The 20,056-nt window shown below is 66.9% G+C and carries 18 protein-coding genes and 2 pseudogenes; 15 read left to right on the top strand and 5 right to left on the bottom strand.

Annotated elements, in window-relative coordinates:
• Positions 1-24: 24 nt before the first annotated feature.
• The 5 genes from ACZ5PO_RS01270 to ACZ5PO_RS01250 form a co-directional block, all read right to left on the bottom strand.
• Positions 25-1,668, bottom strand: coding sequence for a branched-chain amino acid ABC transporter permease (locus ACZ5PO_RS01270; RefSeq protein ID WP_464189445.1), 1,644 nt, complete (start codon positions 1,666-1,668; stop codon positions 25-27).
• Positions 1,669-1,672: 4 nt separating this feature from the next.
• Positions 1,673-2,554: a branched-chain amino acid ABC transporter permease gene (locus ACZ5PO_RS01265; RefSeq protein WP_464189443.1), complete on the bottom strand. Its 882-nt coding sequence runs from the start codon at positions 2,552-2,554 to the stop codon at positions 1,673-1,675.
• 10 nt (positions 2,555-2,564) lie between these two features.
• On the bottom strand, positions 2,565-3,305 hold the full coding sequence (locus ACZ5PO_RS01260; RefSeq protein WP_464189441.1) for an ABC transporter ATP-binding protein: 741 nt from the start codon (positions 3,303-3,305) through the stop codon (positions 2,565-2,567).
• Between the two features lie 79 nt (positions 3,306-3,384).
• Positions 3,385-4,173, bottom strand: a complete 789-nt coding sequence (locus tag ACZ5PO_RS01255; protein WP_464189439.1) for an ABC transporter ATP-binding protein — start codon at positions 4,171-4,173, stop codon at positions 3,385-3,387.
• A complete protein-coding gene (locus ACZ5PO_RS01250; protein ID WP_464189437.1) occupies positions 4,170-5,456 on the bottom strand; it encodes an ABC transporter substrate-binding protein in 1,287 nt (428 codons plus the stop codon). Before ACZ5PO_RS01250 ends, ACZ5PO_RS01255 begins: the two co-directional genes overlap by 4 nt.
• A 195-nt stretch (positions 5,457-5,651) precedes the next feature.
• On the opposite strand from ACZ5PO_RS01250, the pseudogene ACZ5PO_RS01245 reads away from it, so the two are divergent.
• The 15 genes and pseudogenes from ACZ5PO_RS01245 to sppA form a co-directional block, all read left to right on the top strand.
• Positions 5,652-5,981: pseudogene (locus tag ACZ5PO_RS01245) on the top strand (S1 RNA-binding domain-containing protein); the annotation flags it as partial.
• 484 nt (positions 5,982-6,465) lie between these two features.
• Complete coding sequence (locus ACZ5PO_RS01240; RefSeq protein WP_464189435.1) at positions 6,466-7,248, top strand: ABC transporter ATP-binding protein; 783 nt, start codon at positions 6,466-6,468, stop codon at positions 7,246-7,248.
• A gap of 1 nt (position 7,249) precedes the next feature.
• A complete protein-coding gene (locus ACZ5PO_RS01235) occupies positions 7,250-8,176 on the top strand; it encodes an ABC transporter permease (RefSeq protein WP_464189433.1) in 927 nt (308 codons plus the stop codon).
• A gap of 32 nt (positions 8,177-8,208) precedes the next feature.
• Positions 8,209-9,273: an ABC transporter substrate-binding protein gene (locus tag ACZ5PO_RS01230; protein ID WP_464189431.1), complete on the top strand. Its 1,065-nt coding sequence runs from the start codon at positions 8,209-8,211 to the stop codon at positions 9,271-9,273.
• Between the two features lie 56 nt (positions 9,274-9,329).
• Positions 9,330-10,742, top strand: a complete 1,413-nt coding sequence (locus tag ACZ5PO_RS01225) for an LLM class flavin-dependent oxidoreductase (protein WP_464189429.1) — start codon at positions 9,330-9,332, stop codon at positions 10,740-10,742.
• Positions 10,726-11,574 carry an ABC transporter permease gene (locus tag ACZ5PO_RS01220; RefSeq protein WP_464189427.1) on the top strand — a complete coding sequence of 283 codons (849 nt, stop codon included), beginning with the start codon at positions 10,726-10,728 and terminating at the stop codon, positions 11,572-11,574. Before ACZ5PO_RS01225 ends, ACZ5PO_RS01220 begins: the two co-directional genes overlap by 17 nt.
• Positions 11,575-11,588: 14 nt before the next feature.
• Entirely contained in the window at positions 11,589-12,398 is an 810-nt protein-coding gene (locus ACZ5PO_RS01215) for an ABC transporter ATP-binding protein (RefSeq protein WP_464189425.1), read from the top strand.
• 38 nt (positions 12,399-12,436) lie between these two features.
• Complete coding sequence (locus ACZ5PO_RS01210) at positions 12,437-13,477, top strand: ABC transporter substrate-binding protein (protein ID WP_464189423.1); 1,041 nt, start codon at positions 12,437-12,439, stop codon at positions 13,475-13,477.
• A 62-nt stretch (positions 13,478-13,539) separates the two neighbouring features.
• Entirely contained in the window at positions 13,540-14,727 is a 1,188-nt protein-coding gene (locus ACZ5PO_RS01205; protein WP_464189421.1) for an amino acid ABC transporter substrate-binding protein, read from the top strand.
• A gap of 191 nt (positions 14,728-14,918) precedes the next feature.
• Positions 14,919-15,785 (top strand): branched-chain amino acid ABC transporter permease, encoded by an 867-nt coding sequence (locus ACZ5PO_RS01200; RefSeq protein ID WP_464189419.1) that lies wholly within the window; start codon positions 14,919-14,921, stop codon positions 15,783-15,785.
• A complete protein-coding gene (locus ACZ5PO_RS01195; protein ID WP_464189417.1) occupies positions 15,782-16,729 on the top strand; it encodes a branched-chain amino acid ABC transporter permease in 948 nt (315 codons plus the stop codon). Before ACZ5PO_RS01200 ends, ACZ5PO_RS01195 begins: the two co-directional genes overlap by 4 nt.
• Positions 16,726-17,478 carry an ABC transporter ATP-binding protein gene (locus tag ACZ5PO_RS01190; RefSeq protein ID WP_464196600.1) on the top strand — a complete coding sequence of 251 codons (753 nt, stop codon included), beginning with the start codon at positions 16,726-16,728 and terminating at the stop codon, positions 17,476-17,478. The genes ACZ5PO_RS01195 and ACZ5PO_RS01190 overlap by 4 nt, the downstream gene beginning before the upstream one ends.
• A pseudogene (locus ACZ5PO_RS01185) lies at positions 17,475-17,918 on the top strand (ABC transporter ATP-binding protein); the annotation flags it as partial. The gene ACZ5PO_RS01190 and the pseudogene ACZ5PO_RS01185, both read left to right, overlap by 4 nt.
• A gap of 127 nt (positions 17,919-18,045) precedes the next feature.
• Entirely contained in the window at positions 18,046-18,879 is an 834-nt protein-coding gene (locus ACZ5PO_RS01180; protein WP_464196598.1) for a DsbA family protein, read from the top strand.
• Between the two features lie 210 nt (positions 18,880-19,089).
• A complete protein-coding gene (gene sppA, locus ACZ5PO_RS01175; protein WP_464189415.1) occupies positions 19,090-20,052 on the top strand; it encodes a signal peptide peptidase SppA in 963 nt (320 codons plus the stop codon).
• Positions 20,053-20,056: the final 4 nt, after the last annotated feature.

The following is a 20,056-nucleotide window of genomic DNA, read 5'->3' as shown; positions in this document are numbered from 1 at the left end:
CTCATGTTGCTTCGCCATGCCGTCTCACGATTCCAGCAGATCCTGGACGCGCCTGATGAAGACGCCGTGGGTGGCGTCCTGGATATTTGGATAGATCTTGTCCTCGACCACGCGCGGCGCCACGCCGCGGTGGCCGGAGAGCGCCACGATGCGGTAGCCCTTGAACAGGTCGACGACCTGGATCGCGTATTTCTCGACCTGCGGCCGGGTGCGGAAGTAGATGAGGAGGCGCTCCAGCGCATCGCTATGCTGTCCGTTCAGGGACGTCGCGTGCTCGGCGATGATCTCCGGCGTCACCAGCGTCTTCAGGTGGTCGCGCTGCATCTTGTCGAACCGGCGCTGGTAGATCAGGCTCTTGTCGTCGATTTCCGTCGCCTCCTCGGGCAGTATTTCGCCGCCCTTCTCGGCGCGCATCGAGCGGCGCTCGCTCTTCTTCTTGTCGCGCCAGGCGCGGAACTGCGCCTTGATGCCGAACAGGCCGTTGCGAAGATAGAGCACCACCAGGAGCGTGATGATGCCGACGAGGACGAGGCGCAGCGGCCCCAGATTGAGCATCACCTTGTCGAGGAACACGACGATCAGCGTGCCGGCGACGGCGCCCTCGGGCCGGCCGAGGCCGCCGATGACCAGCATGGCGAGGCCGAGCAGCACGCCGTCGAAGGCGAAGATCGAATACGAGACGCCGCCGAAATTCGCCGCGTAGAAGCCGCCGACGAAGCCCAGCGCCGCCGACGAAATGATGAAGATCGACATCCGCGCCTTGCGGAAGTTGATGCCGGTCGCCTCGGCGAACGCCTCGCGCTTCTCCGGTGCCATGCGCAGAATGCGGCCGAGCCGGCGGCCGGCGACGAACCGGTGCAGCGCAAGCGCCAGCAGCATCAGGGCGAAGCAGGCGTAGTAGCCGAGCAGCAGCTTGCTGTGCGCCGGCCATTGCGACGGGATGTAGGAGCTCGCCCCGTAGAGCCCGCCGTTGGCCGCGCCGAAATCCCGCGAGGTGACGAAGTAGACCCGGCACAGCTCGTTCAGGCCCAGCGTCAGCAGGGCATAGTAGAAGCCGTCGAGCCGCGTCGCCGGGAAGGCGATGATGGCACCGAAGATCAGGCCCGCCAGGGCGCCGATCGGCGGCAGCAGCCACCAGGGCAGGCCGAGCTGGATCGACAGATAGGTGGAGAAGAACGCGGCGGTGCCGACGATGGCGTAGGTGGCCAGCGAATAGATGCCGCCGACGCCGATCACCAGGTTCCAGCACAGATTGATCGCCGCGTAGATGCCGAACGTGGCGCCGGCGGTCAGCAGCGTCGTCTGCATGCTCACCGGCGCCAGCAGCGGCGCGATCGCCAGGGCGAGCAGGCAAAGCGCCCAGTAGATCGGCCGACGGTCGACGATGGTCTTCTCGCGCCGCAGGGTCTTGCGATTGTATTCGCCCTGGATGTCGAGCACGCGCCGCCGGGTCGGCCAGTAGCGCAGGCGCTGCCAGAGGGTGCCGCCATGGCCGGGCAGCTTGTACCAGTAGCGCAGCCGGCCCACCGGCAGCATCCGCACCCTCCAGCGCGCCTGCTCCCAGACCGTCTGATGGCTGCGCCAGGGATTGCTCGGCAGTTCCTCGACTTCCCGGTCGTCCCAGGCCGCGAGCGGGTTGCGCCACTTGTTTCCAGCGGTGTCGGTCATGGCCTCATGCTTCCCGGGCTCGATCCAGCAGGCCGGCGATGCCCCGCGGCCGGATCAGCAGAATGACGATGATCAGGAGGAACTGGGTGATCAGCACGTAGCGGCCGCCGATCGAGACGTTGGTGATCGCCTCGTTGAGACCGAGGATCGCGGCGGCGATCACCGCGCCGCGAACGCTGCCGAGGCCGCCGCACAGGGCGATGCTGACGCCCTTGATCATCGGCATCAGGCCGCCGAAGGGCGAGATGTAATAGGTGTTGGAGAGCAGCACCGCGGCGAGGCCGGCGAGGCCGCCGGTGATCGACATGACGTAGAACGAGGTCTTGCGCACGCCGATGCCGACGATCGAGGCCGCGTGCGGGTTCATCATCATCGCCCGGATCTCCAGGCCGCGCCGGCTGCTGCGCATCCAGCGCAGCACGACGACCAGCATGACGATGGCGCAGGCGATGCCGCCAGCCTTGTCGGCGGTGAGGGTCAACTCGCCGATCGAGAGCTTCCAGGTGCCGAAGATCGGCGGCAGGCTCTTGGCGCGCGGGCCGAACCACCAGAGCAGGGCCTGCGTGCCGATCAGGTTGATCGCCAGGGTGGCGATCATGCCCCGCATGGTGAAGTTGGGCTTGTCGTGGATGGGGATGAAGGCGAGCACGCAGACGATGATGCCGCCGAGCACGCCGGTGAGGATGCCCGCCGCCAGCACGACGACGCCGAAGGACGAGATGTACTGCGACGCGAGGTACGCGCCGTAGCCGGCGAAGGCGAAGATGAAGCCGTAGGAGATGTTGAGCAGCCCGAGACTGGACCAGGTGATCGAGATGCCGATCGCCAGGGTGCCGTAGATCGTGGCCAGGACGATGGCGTTGCTGAGAATGAACCAGATGTCCACGGGTCTGCCCTCAGTGATGCAGGGAGAGCGCGGCCGAGGCCTCGCCCTTCAGCTTGCCGACGTGCATGCCGATCACCCGATCGACGCGGCCCTCGAGCAGCGCCACGTTCTGCTCGGCGATGACCATGGCCGCGGCCCCCAGATCGATGTGCATCAGCGCGTCGATCACCGCCTTGCCGATCTTCGGCGCCAGCCCGAGCGACGGCTCGTCGACCAGGAACAGCGACGCCTCGCTCATCAGCCCGCGGCCGATCGACACCATCCGCCGCTCGCCGCCGGAGAGGCGGCCCACCGGGACCGCCATCAGCTTGCGCAGCGGCGGGAACACTTCGAGGATCCGCACCTTGCGCTCGGCCCGCTCGCGCCAGGCCCGCGGCGTGAAGGCGCCGGAATCCAGGTGCTCCTCCACCGTCAGGCCGTGGAAGATCTCGTCGCCCTGGGGGATCAGCGCCAGCCCCAGGCGGACGATCTGGTGGGTGTAGCGGCCCGGCCCCTGGCTTCTGATGCGTCCCACCTCGGTGCCGTTGAGCTTGATCGAGCCGCGCTGCCAGCCGGTGAGGCCGGCGATGGCGTAGAACAAGGTCGATTTGCCGTGGCCGTTGAGGCCGACGATGCCGATGCGCTCGCCGGACTTCACCACCAGGTCGAGGTCGTGAATGACGCGCAGCGGCCCGTAGCCCGCCGACAGCTTCGACACCCGCAGGATCTCCCGCTGTCCTTGCCCATGTGGGGCTGCATCAGCCTGTGCCATGAATTCGCTTCCCGCATGGACCGTGCGCGTCGGACAAGGATCGGCCTCTTCCGTCGGCGCGGACGTTCGTCGTGATCGGTCATGTGGATCTGTTCGAACGCGCTATTTGGGCCTGCTCGTATTCAGGCTCGAAATACGCCGCATGTACTTTCGGATCCTGCAGCACGTCCTCGATCAGACCTTCCGAGATCACCTCGCCGGCGTCCATTACCATCACCCGATCGGCGATGGCGCTGAGCAGCTCGATGCGATGCTCGACGATGATGATGGCGACGTTCATCTCCTTGGAGAGAACGCGGAGCAGCTCGTCGATCTCGTCGATCTCCGAGTTGATCAGCCCGGCTGCCGGCTCGTCCATGAGCAGCAGGGCGGGCCGGCGCATCAGCAGGCAGGCCAGCAGCAGCTTGCGCCTGTCGAAGGTGTCGAGCTGCGATGTCGGCGCATCGTCGTCGATCGTCAGCCCGACGAGATCGGCGCCGTACTCGGCGTCGAACTTGGTCAGGTACGGCCGGTAGGCCTGGCGCGCCGCCTTGAAGGCCTCGCCGACGCGCAGCTCGTCGGGCACGACGGGGGTCTGGTAGGTGCGCCCGATCCCCAGCCGAGCCCGTTCGTACAGCGGCAGCGCGGTGATGTCCGTGCCCTTGAAGCTGACCCGGCCGGCCTTGGGCGGGATGCGGCCGCTGAGCACCTCGAACAGGCTGGTCTTGCCGGCGCCGTTCGGGCCGATGATGCCGAGCACCTCGCCCGCCCGGATGTCGACGTTGACGTTGCGCAGGATTTCCCGCCCCCCGAGGTCGAGACCGATGCCGCTGCAGGAGAACAGCGGCCCGGCTGCGGCGGAGGCCCCGGCCGGGGCTACGATCGTCATTTCCACCAGGGTGCCGGCTTGAGCGACGCCTCGGCGACCTCGTTGGGATAGACGATCTTGTGCTCGCGGTCCTGAATCTGGAGGTAGAGCTGCGATTGGCCCGTGTCGAGCGTATCCGCCTGCAAGTCGTCGAACCCGACATTCGGGAAGTGCCGCGCCTCCTGATAGGGATTGTTCATGTTGTAGTGGCCGCAGACGCCCCGCATCGGGTTGGCGCGCAGGAACGCGACCACCTCGGTGAACTTGCGGGGATCGCCGACGGCCTCCCAGGCCCGCTTTAGCATGAACGGGATGTCATAACCGATGCCCGTATAGGCGAGCCCCATGACACCCGCATATTTCTTCTTATATTTGTCACGAAACTCGTTGCCGATCTTGTCGGCATAGACCCCGGTGACCGTGCTCCAGCAGAATCCGTTTCCGGTTGCTCCTGTCAGCGTGAGAAACTCCGGCTGCGACGGGCCGTATTGCAGATAGACCAGTGAGTTCGGAACCGGATCGGCGACGAACTCCTTGGCGAAGCCGGCGAGTTCTGATGCGACCCAGTGGTCCATCATGATCACGCCGGCGTCGGTCCGGCGCAGGTCTCGAATGACCGTGGCCCAGTCCTGAACCGGGTACTGGATGTCCGTGATCCTCGCGATCTCGAACTTCCCCTGCTTCTTGATCGCGTCCTGGGCGCATTTCGAGATCGTCTGCGTATAGGCGATCTGCTCCTGGACGATGTGGACCTTGCGATTCTTCGGCTTCCAGACGCCGCGCTTTTCCTCGTGCTCCAGCCAGGTCGGAAACGTCCACCCATAGTTCGTTTCCGCCGACGTCACCATGAAGACGTGACCAAGCTTGCCTGGATCGGCCTTCACGGCTTCGGACGAGACGCGATTGGCCGAGCCGTGCAGGAAGGGGCATTTATACTGGGATGACGCGTCCATGGCCGGCAGCGGTGGCAGCATGAACGGATTCGAGATCGCGTCGACCTTCGCATCGATGCAGACGGCGATGGCCTGCCTGCTGCTTTCCGGCGACAGCGGATCGAAATCGATGATCTGCTGCTTCAACTCCCGCCCGAGGATACCGCCGGCCTTGTTGATCTCGTCGACCGCCATCGTCGACCCATTGATATGATCGCCGTGATCTGCTGCGCCTACAGCCGCTGTCGACGTAGCCGGCACGCCGATGACGATGGGCGTCGATGCGGCGCGTGCGTAACGCGAAACAAAGGGCATGGCGATTGCCGCGCCGAGCGCAGTTGAAACCGTTCTACGGGTCAGTCGTTGTTTCATGCGCTCTATCTCTTCGTTATTTCGCGAGGCCAAGAACGGATCAGATTTTCACGAGGCAGTGCGTGCCGCGCAATACGTCAACTGACCGATTTTGCGCAGCGCGTACTTGGATGAGGCCGGAGACCGGCTGCCCTGCACAGTCCTATGAGGGGGGACCTCGGCCTTCTTGACATCGAGGCGGGCGACATTCGCCGCGGCCAGGTGGTCACCTGCGAGGTGCTCGAGGTGAAGGACGGCGGCCTCGAGGTGAAGCTGGTCGACAGCGACCTGACCTCGTTCATCAAGCGTGCCGAGCTCGCTCGCGAGCGGGCCGACCAGCGGCCTGAGCGCTTCGCCCCGGGCGAGAAGGTCGACGCCCGCGTCGTCCAGTTCGACCGCAAGGCGCGCCGCATCCAGCTCTCGATCAAGGCGCTGGAGATGGCCGAGGAGAAGGAGGCGATCGCCGCCTACGGCTCGACCGACTCCGGCGCGTCGCTCGGCGACATCCTCGGCGCCGCCCTGCGCAAGGCGAACGAGAAGAAGTGACGGTCGGCCGGGCCTCCGGGCCCGGCGTGACGGCGACAACGCGACGGCCGGGCGCTCCCACGCGCCCGGCCGTTTGTCGTTTCGGGGATGGTGAAGCGGACGATCGCTGCTGCGAGGCCGGCGAGGCCCGGCCCGGAGCGAACGCGGCCTCGTCTTCTCTGCCGGCGCCGCAGTCCGCGGGGCTCCCCGCCTTTGGCGGAACCGACGGAGTGGTCGCGACGGTCAATGACAACTCCAGATAGAATTTGAAGATCTATAGAGCTGTGCCCGTAGGGTAAAAAAGTTCCAAATTTGCCCAATAATGGGAATATTATTATACAATTAGCTTGAAAGAATAGTTTCTTAATCGCAAAACGTGAGTGATACAGAATTAATTTTCGATAATTTTCTTTTCTTATCATAAAACATATTTGTTTATGCCAAAATATGCGTGCATAATACGATTGAATCAAATTTCACGCATAATTATGTGTTTTGAGCGCTGATGTTCGAGTTCCGGCACGTCACGCACGAGTTCGCTGTCTCGGCTCGGGCTCGCACACGGGCGCTGGATGACGTGTCCCTCGAGGTCCGTCCAGGCGAGTTCCTGTGCATCATCGGGCCGTCGGGCTGCGGCAAGACCACGTTGCTCAACATGATGGCGGGGTTCACGCTGCCGACCGGCGGCGAGGTGCTCTATCGAGGCGAGTCGGTGAGGGGGCCGGGGCCGGACCGCACCGTCATGTTCCAGGACTACGGCCTGTTCCCCTGGATGTCGGCGGCCGAGAACATCGCCTTCGGGCTCGCGGCCGCAGACCTGCCGGAGGCGGCGCTGGCAGCGCGCGTCGCCCGGTTCGTGGACATGGTGCACCTGAGAGGGTTCGAGGCGAGCTATCCCGACCAGCTGTCCGGCGGCATGCGCCAGCGCGTCAGCATCGCGCGCGCCCTCGCGCCCGATCCGGACGTCGTGCTGATGGACGAGCCATTCGCGGCCCTCGACTCGCTCACCCGCGACCTGCTCCAGGAGGAACTGCTCACCATCTGGAGCGGCTCGCAGAAGACCTTCGTGCTCATCACCCACAATATCGAAGAGGCCGTCTTCCTCGCCGACCGCATCCTCGTCATGCAGGCCCGGCCGGGCCGCATCAAGGTCGGCATCGACATCGACCTGCCGCGCCCTCGCGCGCCCGACATCCGCACGCGGGACCCCGCATTCCTGGCCCTGAAGGAGCGCGTGACGCGACTGCTGCGAGAAGAGGCGCCGGGCGACCTCGCCGGAGTGCAGTGAGATGGGCGAGCAGGGCGTCGTGACCGGGCCGCTCGGTAGAATATCGGACCCCCGCCTTCCGGGCGGCCTCGGATATGCCGCGTCGTCGCAACGCGTCGGCGGCGAGGCGCGGACCGGCGCGCGTTTTCGGCGGACGAAGCTCCGCCCCGACCCGCAGGCGGCCGCCGCCTCCACGCGACTGGCGCGCCTGGGCGCGGCGACCCGTCCGTTCCTGGTCGTGCCGCTCCTGCTGCTGGCATGGGAGACCGGGGTGCGGACCGGCCTCGTCAGCGCGAACCTGTTTCCGCCGCCGTCCGCGATCTTCAGGGCCCTCGTCGATCTCTCCGAGGCCGGCATGCTGTGGGGCGACGTGGCCGCGAGCGTCACTCGCGTGAGCATCGGCTTCGCCTTTGCGGCGCTCGCCGGCATCGCCCTCGGCCTGCTGCTGGGACGCCTGCCCGTGCCGTCCGCCTATCTGATGCCGCTCATCGACATCGTGCGGCCCATCTCCGTGATCGCCTGGATCCCCATCGCCATCCTCTGGTTCGGCCTCGGCGACAAGCCGGCGTGGTTCATCATCGCGCTCGGCGCATTCTTTCCCATCTTCACCAACAGCTATCTGGGGGCGCGGTCGGTGCACGAGCTGCATGTGCGCGTCGCACGTTGCTTCGGCGCCGGCCGCCTCCTGTTCCTGCGCAAGGTGCTGCTGCCCTCGGCGCTGCCCTACATCCTCGCCGGCCTGCGCATCGGCCTGGGCGCGGGATGGATGTGCGTGATCGCCGCCGAGCTGATCTCCGCCACTTCCGGCCTCGGCTACATGATTCAGATGGCCCGCACCACCATCGAGACCGAGAAGGTGCTCGCCGGAATGGTGGTCATCGGCCTCATCGGCTTCGCCATGAACGGCGCCATGCTCTGGCTGGAACGCGCCCTGGTTCGTCGCGCCTGATCTCCTCGCTCCCGTTCGAAAGGCCAGACCCCATGAACCGCAGATCGCTCCTCCTCGGCGCCGGCGCCCTCGTCGGCGGCGCGGCCACAGGCACGGCCCCACTGCCGGGTCTCATCCGTGCGGCGCGGGCTCAGCAGCCCGTCAAGATCACGCTCGGCTATCAGTCGCTCTGGGCCGGCGGCGGGCAGATCTTCGAGACGCTCCGGCGCACCAACATCCTGGAGCTGAACGGCATCGAGGCGGAGTTCAAGACCTTCACCTTCGGCGGTCCGCTGGGGGAGGCGGCCGTGGCGGGAAGCATCGACAACATCTTCGCCGCCGATGCGCCGACGCTGCGAGCGGCCGCCCGCATCCCCGGCACCAAGGTGCTCCAGCGTACCCACGATCAGCGCTTCGCCATCGTTGTGCGCCCGGATTTCGAGGGCGGCCTGGCGGACCTCAAGGGCAAGCGCCTCTCGGGCCCCTTCGCCACCACGGTCTTCCCTCGCAGCATCCAGGCCATCGTCGCGGCGGGCATCAAGGAGCCCTTCAAGCAGATCCGCATCGTCAACCAGGACGTGGCCGAGCAGGCTGAATCCCTACGCGGCGGCCTCGTGGACGCGGTCACCACGTGGGACCCTACCTATGAGCAGCTCATCCAGCAGAAGATCGGCAAGGCGCTGTGGCAGTCGCCCCAGGGCGCCTCGGGCATCCAGGCGCTGTCCGGGCCCTGGCTCGCGCGCTACGGCGAGGACGGGGCCGTGCGCCTCCTCAAGTCGTGGATCATCGCCACCTGGTGGACCTCGAACCACATCGCCGAAGCCGACGAATGGTTCGGCAAGACCTCGCGCCTGGCCCCCAACCTGCTCACCGTGGCCAACAAGGCGGACCGCTATCTGCGCCAGCCGGTCGCCGACATCAAGACGCTGGACTTCACCGTCTCGGGCCAGGACATCGCGGACACCCAACAGGTGCTCGATTTCCTCCACGAGCAGAAGCTCCTGAGCAACCGGCTGGAAGCGGCTCCCTTCTACGACGACGGCCCGCTGAAGCGGGCGCAGGGCGAGGTGGCGGCGGGCCGGATTCCCGATTTGTCCAAGATCGCCGTGGTCGGCTGAGCGCCGTCCGGCTGCGGCGGCCCGGCCGCTGCAGCGCGGCGGCAGTGGAGATGAGCATGAGCCAGCAGAAGCAGCTTCGCTTCAACGCGTTCAACATGGCCGCGCCGAGCCACAACTGGGCGGGTTTGTGGACGCATCCGCGCGATACGTCCATCAATTACAACACGCTGGACTATTGGGTGGATTTCGCCCGGACAGCCGAGCGCGGGCTGCTCGACGGCATTTTTCTCGCCGACGTGTTCGGCGTCTACGACGTCTACGGTGGCACGCCGGACACCGCGATCGCCACCGGCGCGCAGCTCCCGAACAGCGACCCGACGCTCATCGTGCCGACCATGGCCTACGCGACGCAGCATCTCGGCTTCGGCGTGACGGCCAATCTCACCTACGAGCATCCCTACCAGTTCGCTCGCCGTTTTTCGCTGCTCGACCATCTGACGGCAGGCCGGGTCGGCTGGAACATCGTGACCGGCTACCTGGACAGCGGGGCGCGCGGCATGGGCCTGTCCGGAGCCCGCATCCACGACGACCGCTACGAGGCGGGCGAGGATTTCCTGACCGCGGCGTACAAGCTGTGGGAAGGAAGTTGGGAGGACGATGCCGTCCGCCGCGACCGCGACGCAAAGGTCTTCACCGACCCCGGCAAGGTCCACCGCGTTACGCACGACGGCAAGTATTTCAAGGTCGACGGCATCCATCTCGCCGAGCCCTCGCTCCAGCGCACCCCAGTGCTCTACCAGGCCGGAACCTCGAAGAGGGGCCAATCCTTTGCCGCGCGGCATGCGGAGGCGATCTTCATCAACGGCCAGACCCGGCCCATCCTCGCCAATGCCGTGCGCAACATCCGCGAGACCGCCAAGTCCGTCGGCCGTGCGCCCCACGATATCCTGGTCTTCGCCGGGGCCACGGTGATCGTCGCGCCGACACGCGCGGAGGCTCGGGAGCTGCACGACGAATACCGGCGCCACGTGGACGTGGCAGGCCAGCTCGCACTCGTCTCAGGCTGGACCGGTATCGACTTTGCGACCTACGGCTCCGACGAGGCCGTCGCCTATGTGAAGAGCAACGCCATCCAATCGATGGTGGAGAACATCACGGTTCTCAGCGATCGGCCGATCAAGGTGCGGGACCTCGGCGCCCTCGACTGGATCGGCGCCCGCTCGCCCTTCATCGTCGGCTCCCCCCAGGACGTCGCCGACGAGTTGATCGGCTGGGCGGAGGACGCCGACCTCGACGGCTACAACCTGTTCCGGCTGGTGGTGCCGGAATCCCTCGAGGCCTTCGTGGATCTCGTGGTGCCGGAGCTGCAGTCGCGCGGCGCCTTCAAGACCGAATACGGCGACGGGACGTTGCGCGAGAAGCTGTTCCCCGGCCGCGGGCCGCGCCTGCACCACAGCCATCCCGGTGCCGCCTTCCGCCGTACCGCCCCTGACGAAGCCGCCGGAGCGTCTCATGTCCGCCAGCTCTGACGCGAGCGGCGCCGGCTGGACTCCAGCGGCTGGGGCGGGGCGGCCGCGGCGCCTCTGGCCGCGCCTGCGGTCCGTCCTGGAGAAGTCCCTCGCCATCGCTCTGTTCCTGCTCGCCTGGGAGCTTGCGCCGCGCCTCGGCCTGATCAACCGCACCTTCCTGCCGCCGTTTTCCGAGGTGATCGAGCACGGCGTGCGGTTCGCCGCCACGGGCGAACTTTTCGTCCATCTCGGGGTCAGCCTGTCGCGGGCGCTCGGCGGCTTCATCCTCGGCGTTGCCACCGCCGTGCCCCTCGGCCTCCTGCTGGCCTGGTACGAACCGCTGGAGCGCTACCTGAATCCGCTGCTGCAGCTGCTGCGGCAGACCAACCCGGTCTCGTTGTTCCCGGTCTTCATCCTGTTCTTCGGCGTCGGCTACGCCACCAAGGTCGCCATCATCTACTGGGTGGTGGTGTGGCCGATCCTGCTCGGCACGATGGCGGGCGTGAAGTACGTGGACCCCGCGCTGGTCAAGTACGCGCGCTCCCTGTCGCTCTCCCGGTGGCAGCTCTTTTCCAAGGTGATCATCCCCTCCACCGTTCCCTCGCTGATCACCGGCATGCGGCTCGCCGCGACCTATTCCTTCCTGATGCTGGTGATCTCCGAGATGATCGGCGCCAGCAGCGGACTCGGCTTCCTTGTCACCAACGCGCAGTACGTGCTGAGCATCCATCTGCTCTACGTAGCGGTGATCGTGATCGCGCTGCTGGGCATCACCAGCAACTATCTCCTGGTCAAGCTCGAAACCCGCCTGACGTCCTGGAAGGGCCACGTCAGCGGGGACGAGCGCTTTTGAGGCCGGAGGCGCGCATGAGCGTCAAGATCCGTGTCTCCAACGTCAGCAAGACGTTCACCACGCGCGCGTCCGGCAGCGTCGAGCCGGCGCCGTTCCTAGCGCTGCACGACGTCAACCTCGATGTGCATACCGGCGAGTTCCTCACGATCGTCGGGCCGAGCGGCTGCGGCAAGTCCTCGCTGCTCGACATGATCGGCGGCCTGTCGAGGCCGTCAGCGGGCGCGATCCTGCTGGACGGCAAGCCCATCACCGGCGCGGCTCTCGATCGCGGCATCGTCTTCCAGCAATACGCCCTCTTTCCCTGGCGCACGGCCCTGCAGAACGTGGCCTTCGCCCTGGAGGCGCGAGGCGTGCCGAAGGTCGAGCGCCTCGCGGTCGCGCGGGAGCACCTCGCGCTGGTGGGCCTGTCGGAATTCGAGGAGCGCTACCCCCACGAACTGTCGGGCGGCATGCGCCAGCGGGTCGCCATCGCCCGCAGCCTCGCCCACGATCCGGCCGTGCTGCTGATGGACGAGCCCTTCGCGGCCCTCGATGCCCAGACCCGCGAGACGCTCCAGGGCGAACTGCTGCGCATCTGGGAGCGCGCGAAGAAGACGGTGATCTTCATCACGCATGCCCTCGACGAGGCGGTCTATCTCGGCCAGCGCGTGGCGGTGATCACGTCGCGGCCGGGCCGCGTCAAGGCCATCGTCGACATCTCCCTCCGCGATCGCACGAGCGTCGAGGACCTGCGCTCGTCGCCGGAATTCGGCGCCCTGCGCCACGAGGTCTGGAGCCTCATCAAGGACGAGGTGGTCAAAGCGCAGGCGCTGGAGCTGCGCTGAACCCCAGTCCCATCCAAGCCGAACAACGGAGTTCGTTCATGCACATCAGGTCCCTGTTCAGGGCGTTCGTGGCGCCGGCGCTGGCCGCCGGCATGCTGGCGGCGGGCGGCAGCGCGGCGATCGCGCAGGACGCGAAGCCCCTCAAGACCTTCCGCGTCCAGGACATGCCCAAGCGCTGGAACGGCTACGAACTGCTCTTCCTCGCCGACAGGAAGGGATACTTCAAGGAGCAGGGCCTCCAGCTCGAACTGGTCCCGCTGCCCATCGACCAGTACACCATCGCGGTGGACAGCGGCGTGACCGACTTCGCCCTCTCGGCCGACTACATCTACTTCGCCAATATCAAGGCGAAGGGCCTGAAGATGCGGGAGATCGTCAGCTCGAACCCGATCAACGACCCGGCTGCCGCAGGCGAAGGCGTGTTCGTGCTGAAGGACAGCCCGATCAAGTCGCCGGAGGACCTGCGCGGCAAGACCATCGGCGTGCGCAACGTGGGCTTCTCGGCCGCCTGGTTCACGCTGGACTATATCGGCCGGAAAGGCGTGAAGAAGCAGGAGGTCAATCTCCTCACCATCCCGGACCTCCAGCTCGAGCAGGTGCTCCAGAGCGGCGCGGTCGACGCCATCTTCGCCTACGGGCCCATCGACGCGCAGTTGCGCACGCGCGGCCTCTACAGGCAGCTCTTCCAGATCTCCGACCTCGCCGGCCGTCCGATCCAGCGCGGCGGGACCATCGCCCGCGACGAGTTCATCGCCAAGAATCCGGACATCGTCCGAGGCTACGTCGCGGCCATCGGCAAGGCGGCCGACTACGCCTCCGCGCATCCCCGGGAGGTGGTGGACCTGGGCATCGAGCTCGGCCGCCTCAACCCCGAGGTCGCGCCGCTGCTCTACACGAAGACCCCTTACGGCGACTTCGGCGGGGTGAGGTGGCCGGCCCACGGCGTCATCGATGGCGCCGACGTGAGGTTCTGGCTGGAGGTGGCCGAGCGCCAGGGCATCGTGCCGCCGGGTCTGCTGAAGGCCGAGGATCTCTATACTAACGAGTTCAACGGGTTCGCGCAGAAGACGGCGCCCTGAGGACACCCGGGCCGGATGAGACGACGTCCGGCCGGATGCCGGACAGGATGTGGAGATCACGAATGAAAATCGCGGTTCTGGCCGCAGTGGCGGCGCTGTCGGTCACGACGGCTGCCTCGGCGCAGGAGGCCCTGAAGATCGGTGCGCCGCTCCCGGTCACCGGGGCGCTGGCGCCCGAAGGGGCGAAGCTCCGGCAGGGCTATGAGCTCTGGCAGCAGAAGGTGAACGGCGCCGGTGGCGTGGTGATCGGCGACAAGCGGCTGAAGGTGGAGCTGATCTACTACGACTACCAGTCCGCCACGCCCAAAGCCGTGCAGCTCGCCGAGAAGCTGATCACCGACGACAAGGTGGACTTCCTGTTCTCCCCCTTCGGCTCCGGAGCAACCAAGGCGGTGAGCGCGGTGGCCGAGAAGTACCAGATCCCGCTGATCGCCTCGTCGGCCTCCTCGGCGGAGGTGTTCGATCAGGGCTACAAGAATCTGTTCGGCGTCTACACCGACAACTCCACCTTCAGCGAGCCGATCGCCGATCTCGTGAAGGCGAAGGTGCCGCAGGTGAAGCGCGTCGCCATTCTCGCCCGCAATGACCTCTATCCGCTTTCTCTGGCCAACGAGTTCGAGAAGAGCGCCAAGAAGCGCGGCTTCGAGGTGGTGTTCTTCGAGAAGTATCCGATCGGCACGCTGGATCATTCCGCCGCGCTCTCGCAGCTGCGTGCGGCCAAGCCCGATTGGATCGTGGCCACCGGCTACATCAATGATCTCATCCTCGTGCGGAAGCAGGCGGGCGATCTGCGCATCGGCCCCAAGGTGTTCACGCTCATCAACGGTCCGGCCTACAAGGAATGGGCCGACGCGGTGGGCCCGCTGGCCGAGAACGTGACGACGGCGAGCTGGTTTCACCCTGCCGTGAGCTATGCGAGCGAGGACCTCTTCGGCTCCAGCAAGGCCTTCGTCGAGCAGTTCAAGGCGAAGTACGGGGGCGAGCCTGACTTCACCCAGGCGTCGGGCGCCGCCGTCGGCGTCGTGCTCCAGCTGGCCATCGAGCGCGCCGGCTCCATCGACCATGCCAAGGTGCGCGAGCAGCTGCAGAAGGGGGGCTTCAAGACCTTCTTCGCACCGATCTCCTTCTCGCCCATCGGCATCGCCGACAGCTACGTGCCGCCGGTGCTGCAGATCCAGAACGGCAAGGTGGAAGTGGTGCTGCCGGCCGACGTCGCCACCGGCACCTTCCGCGCCGGCATCGGCGACTAGAGCGCTTTGCGATTGGGTGGAATCGCCCAATCGCAGAAAAGCGCTCCAGATTCAAAAAGTTATGAGCATTTCTCTGCAGTTGGATGATCTCATCTAATTGCAGAGAAATGCTCTAGCGCTGCACGCCTGCGTGCGGCCGCGCCCCGTGCCGGCCCACGCTTGCATCCGGTACCGTCGGATCGGGACACGCCATGCTCTGGTTGCAAGTACTCGCCAACGGCCTCGTGCTGGGCGGCCTCTATGCCTGCATCGCTGCCGGCTTCTCGCTGGTCTGGGGCGTGCTGAACGTCATCAACATCCTGCACGGCTCGCTGATCGTGCTCGGCGCCTATCTCGCCTTTTTCGCGCACGCGACGTTGGGGGTGAGCCCGTTTCTGTTCGCGCCCATCGCCGGCGCGCTGCTGTTCGGGCTCGGCTTCGCGGTCCAGAAGGCCGCGGTCAACAGGGTCATGGGCCGCCCGGTGCTGATGAGCCTGCTGTTGACCTTCGGCCTCAACCTGTTCCTCGACAATCTCATGATCGAGGGCTTCAGCGCCGACTACCGTAAGGTGATCCTCGACCCGCCCCTCGGTATCCTCGATCTCGGTACGGTCATTCTTCCCCTCGACCGCATCTACGCGACCGCATGCGGCCTCGTGGTGGTGGCAGCCCTCTGGCTGCTCCTGCGCACCACCCAGCTCGGGCGCGCCATCGTCGCGGTGCGCATGGACCGCGACGCGGCCGAGCTGATGGGCATCGACGTCAGAGCCACCTATGCGATCGCCTTTGGCCTCGGCGCGTTCATGGCCGGCGTCGCGGGATCGCTGCTGAGCGCGATCTTTCCCATCTCGCCGCTGGCCTCGAGCCTCTATCTCGGCAAGGCCTTCGTCATCTGCGTGCTCGGCGGGCTCGGCAGCGTGCCCGGCGTGATCGTCGGCGGCTTCTCGCTCGGGCTCCTGGAGAGCTTCGGCGCGCTGCTGTTCGGGCCGGAGCACGCGCTGACGGTGGCCTTCCTCGCGCTCATCACGCTGCTGATGGTGCGCCCCCAGGGCATGCTGGGGCGGCGAGGATTCCAATGAGCGCCCGCCATCTCCTCGGCGCCCTGGCTTGCGCGGCCGCCCTCGGTAGCTTCGCCGTGGTCGCCGACAACTACATCCTGCGCCTCGCCACCACCTTCGCCATGTATGCCACGCTGGCCTTGTCATGGAACCTCGTCGGCGGCTACGGCGGCTACCCATCCTTCGCCACCGCCGCCTTCTTCGGCCTCGGTGCCTACGGCACGGCGGTCGCGCAAACGTCCGGCTTGCCCTTGCCCGCAGCCTGGGCGACGGGAGGCGCGACCTGTGCGCTGTTCGCCGGGCTGCTTGGCCTTGGCATCTTCCACCTGCGCGGCCACTACTTCGCCATCGCCAGCCTCGTGGTCGCGGACGTCCTGCGCGAGATCACCAATTCCTGGACGTCCCTGACCGGCGGCGGCATGGGCATCAACCTGCCCCTCGTGGGCGGCAGCGTCGGGGCGCAGGCCCACTTCTATTTCGGAGCGATGGCGGGGCTCGCGATCGTCGCCGCGGGCGTCACGCTGGCGGTGGACCGCTCCCGGCTCGGGGTGGCCTTGCGCTGCATCGCGCAGAACGAGGACGCGGCCCAGATTATCGGGGTGGATACCCGGCGAGCCAAGGTGTGGGCCTTCGTCCTGTCGGGCGCGCTCGCCGGCGCTGCCGGCGGCGTCTACGCCTCCTGGGTCAGCTATATCGACGCGTCGGACGTCTATGACGTCTCCCTTGCCGTCAAGCCGATCCTCATGACCTTGTTGGGCGGGGCGGGAACGGTGCTGGGGCCGGTGGCCGGAGCGTTCGTGTTCCTCGGCCTGGAGGAGCTGCTGTGGCGCAACCTCCTCTCCTTTCATGCCGGCCTTCTCGGAATGCTCGTCGTGGCGCTGGTGCTGTTCCTCCCGGAGGGGCCGAGGTCGATCCCGTGGCGGGGCCTCGTCGGCGGTAAGCCGCTCGGACGGGAAGGCGGCTGATGGCGCTCCTCGAGATCGAAGGCGTCACCATGCGCTTCCGCGGCCTCGTCGCGCTCGACGATGTCTCCCTCGATATCGCCGTGGGCGAGGTGGTCGGGCTCATCGGTCCCAATGGCGCGGGCAAGACGACGTTGGTCAACCTGATCAGCGGCGTCTACCGGCCGAGCGCCGGGCGGCTCACGTTCGCCGGCTCGCGCATCGACGGGCTGCGCCCGGACCGTATCGCTAGGCAGGGCATCGCCCGCACCTTCCAGATCGTGCAACCGTTTCCCCGCATGACGGCGCTGGAGAACGTCGCGGCGGCTGCGCTCTTCGCGGGCGGGGCCGCCTCGCTGGAGGCGGCGCGCCGCCAGGCGCGCGAGGCTTTGGAGTTCTGCGGCCTGTTGAGTGAAGGGCACAAACCCGCGGCGACCCTGACGCTCGCCAGCCGCAAGCGGTTGGAGCTGGCCAAGAGTCTCGCGCAACGGCCGAAGCTGCTGCTGCTGGACGAGGTCAATGCGGGCCTCAACGCGGTGGAGATCGACCATGCGATCGAGCTCATCCGGGCCATCGCGGAGCAGGGCGTCACCGTGCTCGTCATCGAGCATCTGATGAAGGTGGTGACGCGGGTATCCACCCGTATCGTGGTGCTCCACCAGGGACGGCCGATCGCCGATGGCAGCGTCGCCGAGGTGATGGCTGATCGCAAGGTCATCGAAGCCTATCTGGGGCGCGGCTATGCCCAGGGCGTGGCGGGGACGGCGCCGTGACGGGCACGGGCGAGACCCCGCTTCTCGACATCCGTGATCTCGCGGTGTCCTACGGCGATATCGAAGTGGTCTGGCAGGCCGATCTCGTCGTGCCGCGCAACAGCATCGTCGCCCTCGTCGGCTCCAACGGCGCGGGCAAGACCACCCTGCTGCGCGCCATTGCCGGCGCGCTCCGCCCGCGGCGCGGCACCATCCTCATCGACGGGGACGATGTCACGGGCGACGACGCCCGTGGCCGGGTGCGGCGCGGCCTCGTGCTCGTGCCGGAAGGACGCCGGCTCTTCGCCGGCCTCACCGTAATGGACAACCTGCTCCTCGGCGCCTACCTGCGCAGCGACAAGGCTGGGGTGAGACGCGATATGGAACGCGTCTACGCCCTGTTCCCGCGGCTGGCGGAGCGGCGCCGGCAGGATGCCTCCACCCTGTCCGGGGGCGAGCAGCAGATGTGCGCCATCGCCCGCGGCCTCATGGCCGCACCGCGCCTGCTGCTGATCGACGAGCTCTCGCTCGGGCTCGCCCCTTCCGTGGTGGACGAACTGATCGCGGCGCTCGAGCGCATCAATCGTGATGGCACCGGCCTGCTGGTGGTGGAGCAGGACGTGGCGGTGGCGTTCGGCTTCGCCGGCTATGCCTATGTGCTCGACCAGGGCCGTTCCGGCGTGGGGGGCCGGTCGCCGAGGTCGCCGCCGATCCGGCGGTCCGTCGTGCCTATCTCGGCATCTGAAACGTTCAGGATTGGAGCAGGCCATGTCCGAGCCCAAGCGCAAGGTCGAGTATTATTTCTCCTTCATCTCCCTTTGGTCGTACGTAGGCAGCCTTGCCTTCCAGGACCTCGTGGCGCGACTCGATCTCGACGTCGATTACAAGCCCATCGACCTGCTCGCCGTGTTCGCGGCGGGAGGAGGCAAGCCGGTCAGGCAACGGCCGGTGCAGCGGCAGGTCTATCGCCTGGTGGAGATGCAGCGCTGGCGTGAGCTCCGGGGCATTCCGCTGGTGCTGCATCCCAAGCATTATCCCGCCGATCCGGGCCTCGGCCACCGCATGTTCCTCGCCGCGCAGGCGGGCGTCGGCGGCCCCGGGGACCTCGGTGCCTTCGCCCATCTCGGCCTCAAAGCGGTATGGGCGGACGAGCTGAACGTGGAGGATCCGGGCACGCTGGCGGTATTGGCGGGCCGTTGCGGGTTCGACGGCCAAGCGTTGCTGGCCGCGGCGGAGGCTCCCATCCTCTCGGAGAAAGCCGAAGCTCTGACCCGGGAAGCCATCGGCCGCGACCTGTTCGGCGCGCCCTTCTATGTCTATCGAGGCGAGCCATTCTGGGGCCAGGACCGGCTCGACCAGCTCGAGGCGGCCATCACCTCCGGTCGCCGGCCTGTCGTGCCCCCGGCTCGCTCCGAGCTTTAGAGCGCTTCATAATCGGGCGGAATCATCCAATCGCGCGAGACGCGTTTCAGCTCGGCGCCGTGCCGGGCGGCTGAACTTCGGTGGTGAACGACCCTGCGATTGCCGCAAATGTCGCCATACGATTTCGGGTGACAGGCGACACGGCAAGCGGCATGAACCTCGCTGTTCATGCCGGCTCAGGGCCGGTGACGCACCGGGACGGAGATATCGATGGCGACGGATGCGGAACAGTTGGCCGAGCGGCGCTCGCTGCGGCGGCGACTGAGCGGCTGGCGGATCGTGGCCTTGCTCGCCGTCCTGGCGGCGATCGTGACCGGGGGCCTGTGGGCGGCGGCCGACGAGATCCCCGGCACCGCCCACGTCGCGCGCATCCACGTCTCCGGGCTGATCACCGGCGATCGTAGGACGCTCGACCTGCTGAAGCGGGTCAGGGAGAGCGCCGCGGCCAAGGCGGTCCTCGTCGTCGTCGACAGCCCCGGCGGCACCACCACCGGCTCGGAGGCGATCTACGACTCCCTGCGGCAGCTGTCGGCGAAGAAGCCCACGGTCGCGGTGATCGACTCCATCGGTGCCTCCGGCGCGTACATCGCGGCCCTGGGCACGGACCGCATCTTTGCCCGCCATACCGCGCTGGTCGGCTCCATCGGCGTCCTCGTCCAGTTCCCCAACTTCGCCAAGCTGCTCGACATCGTCGGCGTCAAGATGGAGGAGGTGAAGTCGAGCCCGCTCAAGGCCGCGCCGAACGGGTTCGAGCCGACGTCGCCGGAAGCGCGCGCCGCCATCGCCAGCCTGGTCTCCGATTCCTACGACTGGTTCAAAGGCCTGGTGCGGCAGCGCCGGCACTTCGATGATGCGCAACTCACGGCGGTGGCGGACGGCCGCGTCTTCACCGGCCATCAGGCCCTCGACCTGAAGCTGATCGATCAGATGGGCGGCGAGCGCGATGCCGTCGCCTGGCTCGAGGCGAACCGAGGCGTGGCCAAGGATCTACCGGTTCGGGAGTGGCGGCCGAGATCGGCGAACCGCTTCGACGTGCTGACCTACGCCGGCCGGATCGCCGCGGTGCTAGGCTACGACGATCTGGCCAACACGCTCGCCCGCAGCGAGCTTGTGGTCGACGCCTCGCGGCTTGACGGGATGCTCGCGCTCTGGCACGGTCCTTCTGAAAAGTGACGAT

This window comes from Chelatococcus sp. KU-N122, from assembly GCF_055391085.1.
Note: the sequence above shows the minus strand (reverse complement) of the source record. Positions and strands in the feature narration are given on the sequence as shown.

Excerpts from the sequence above, each read along its gene's own strand:
- sppA (WP_464189415.1), top strand. The coding sequence starts at position 19,090 with ATGGCGACGGATGCGGAACAGTTGGCCGAGCGGCGCTCGCTGCGGCGG.
- ACZ5PO_RS01220 (WP_464189427.1), top strand. The coding sequence starts at position 10,726 with ATGTCCGCCAGCTCTGACGCGAGCGGCGCCGGCTGGACTCCAGCGGCT.
- ACZ5PO_RS01195 (WP_464189417.1), top strand. The coding sequence starts at position 15,782 with ATGAGCGCCCGCCATCTCCTCGGCGCCCTGGCTTGCGCGGCCGCCCTC.
- ACZ5PO_RS01255 (WP_464189439.1), bottom strand. The coding sequence starts at position 4,173 with ATGACGATCGTAGCCCCGGCCGGGGCCTCCGCCGCAGCCGGGCCGCTG.
- ACZ5PO_RS01225 (WP_464189429.1), top strand. The coding sequence starts at position 9,330 with ATGAGCCAGCAGAAGCAGCTTCGCTTCAACGCGTTCAACATGGCCGCG.
- ACZ5PO_RS01250 (WP_464189437.1), bottom strand. The coding sequence starts at position 5,456 with ATGAAACAACGACTGACCCGTAGAACGGTTTCAACTGCGCTCGGCGCG.
- ACZ5PO_RS01180 (WP_464196598.1), top strand. The coding sequence starts at position 18,046 with ATGGCACCGGCCTGCTGGTGGTGGAGCAGGACGTGGCGGTGGCGTTCG.
- ACZ5PO_RS01200 (WP_464189419.1), top strand. The coding sequence starts at position 14,919 with ATGCTCTGGTTGCAAGTACTCGCCAACGGCCTCGTGCTGGGCGGCCTC.
- ACZ5PO_RS01230 (WP_464189431.1), top strand. The coding sequence starts at position 8,209 with ATGAACCGCAGATCGCTCCTCCTCGGCGCCGGCGCCCTCGTCGGCGGC.
- ACZ5PO_RS01260 (WP_464189441.1), bottom strand. The coding sequence starts at position 3,305 with ATGGCACAGGCTGATGCAGCCCCACATGGGCAAGGACAGCGGGAGATC.
- ACZ5PO_RS01215 (WP_464189425.1), top strand. The coding sequence starts at position 11,589 with ATGAGCGTCAAGATCCGTGTCTCCAACGTCAGCAAGACGTTCACCACG.
- ACZ5PO_RS01205 (WP_464189421.1), top strand. The coding sequence starts at position 13,540 with ATGAAAATCGCGGTTCTGGCCGCAGTGGCGGCGCTGTCGGTCACGACG.
- ACZ5PO_RS01210 (WP_464189423.1), top strand. The coding sequence starts at position 12,437 with ATGCACATCAGGTCCCTGTTCAGGGCGTTCGTGGCGCCGGCGCTGGCC.
- ACZ5PO_RS01270 (WP_464189445.1), bottom strand. The coding sequence starts at position 1,668 with ATGACCGACACCGCTGGAAACAAGTGGCGCAACCCGCTCGCGGCCTGG.
- ACZ5PO_RS01235 (WP_464189433.1), top strand. The coding sequence starts at position 7,250 with ATGGGCGAGCAGGGCGTCGTGACCGGGCCGCTCGGTAGAATATCGGAC.
- ACZ5PO_RS01240 (WP_464189435.1), top strand. The coding sequence starts at position 6,466 with ATGTTCGAGTTCCGGCACGTCACGCACGAGTTCGCTGTCTCGGCTCGG.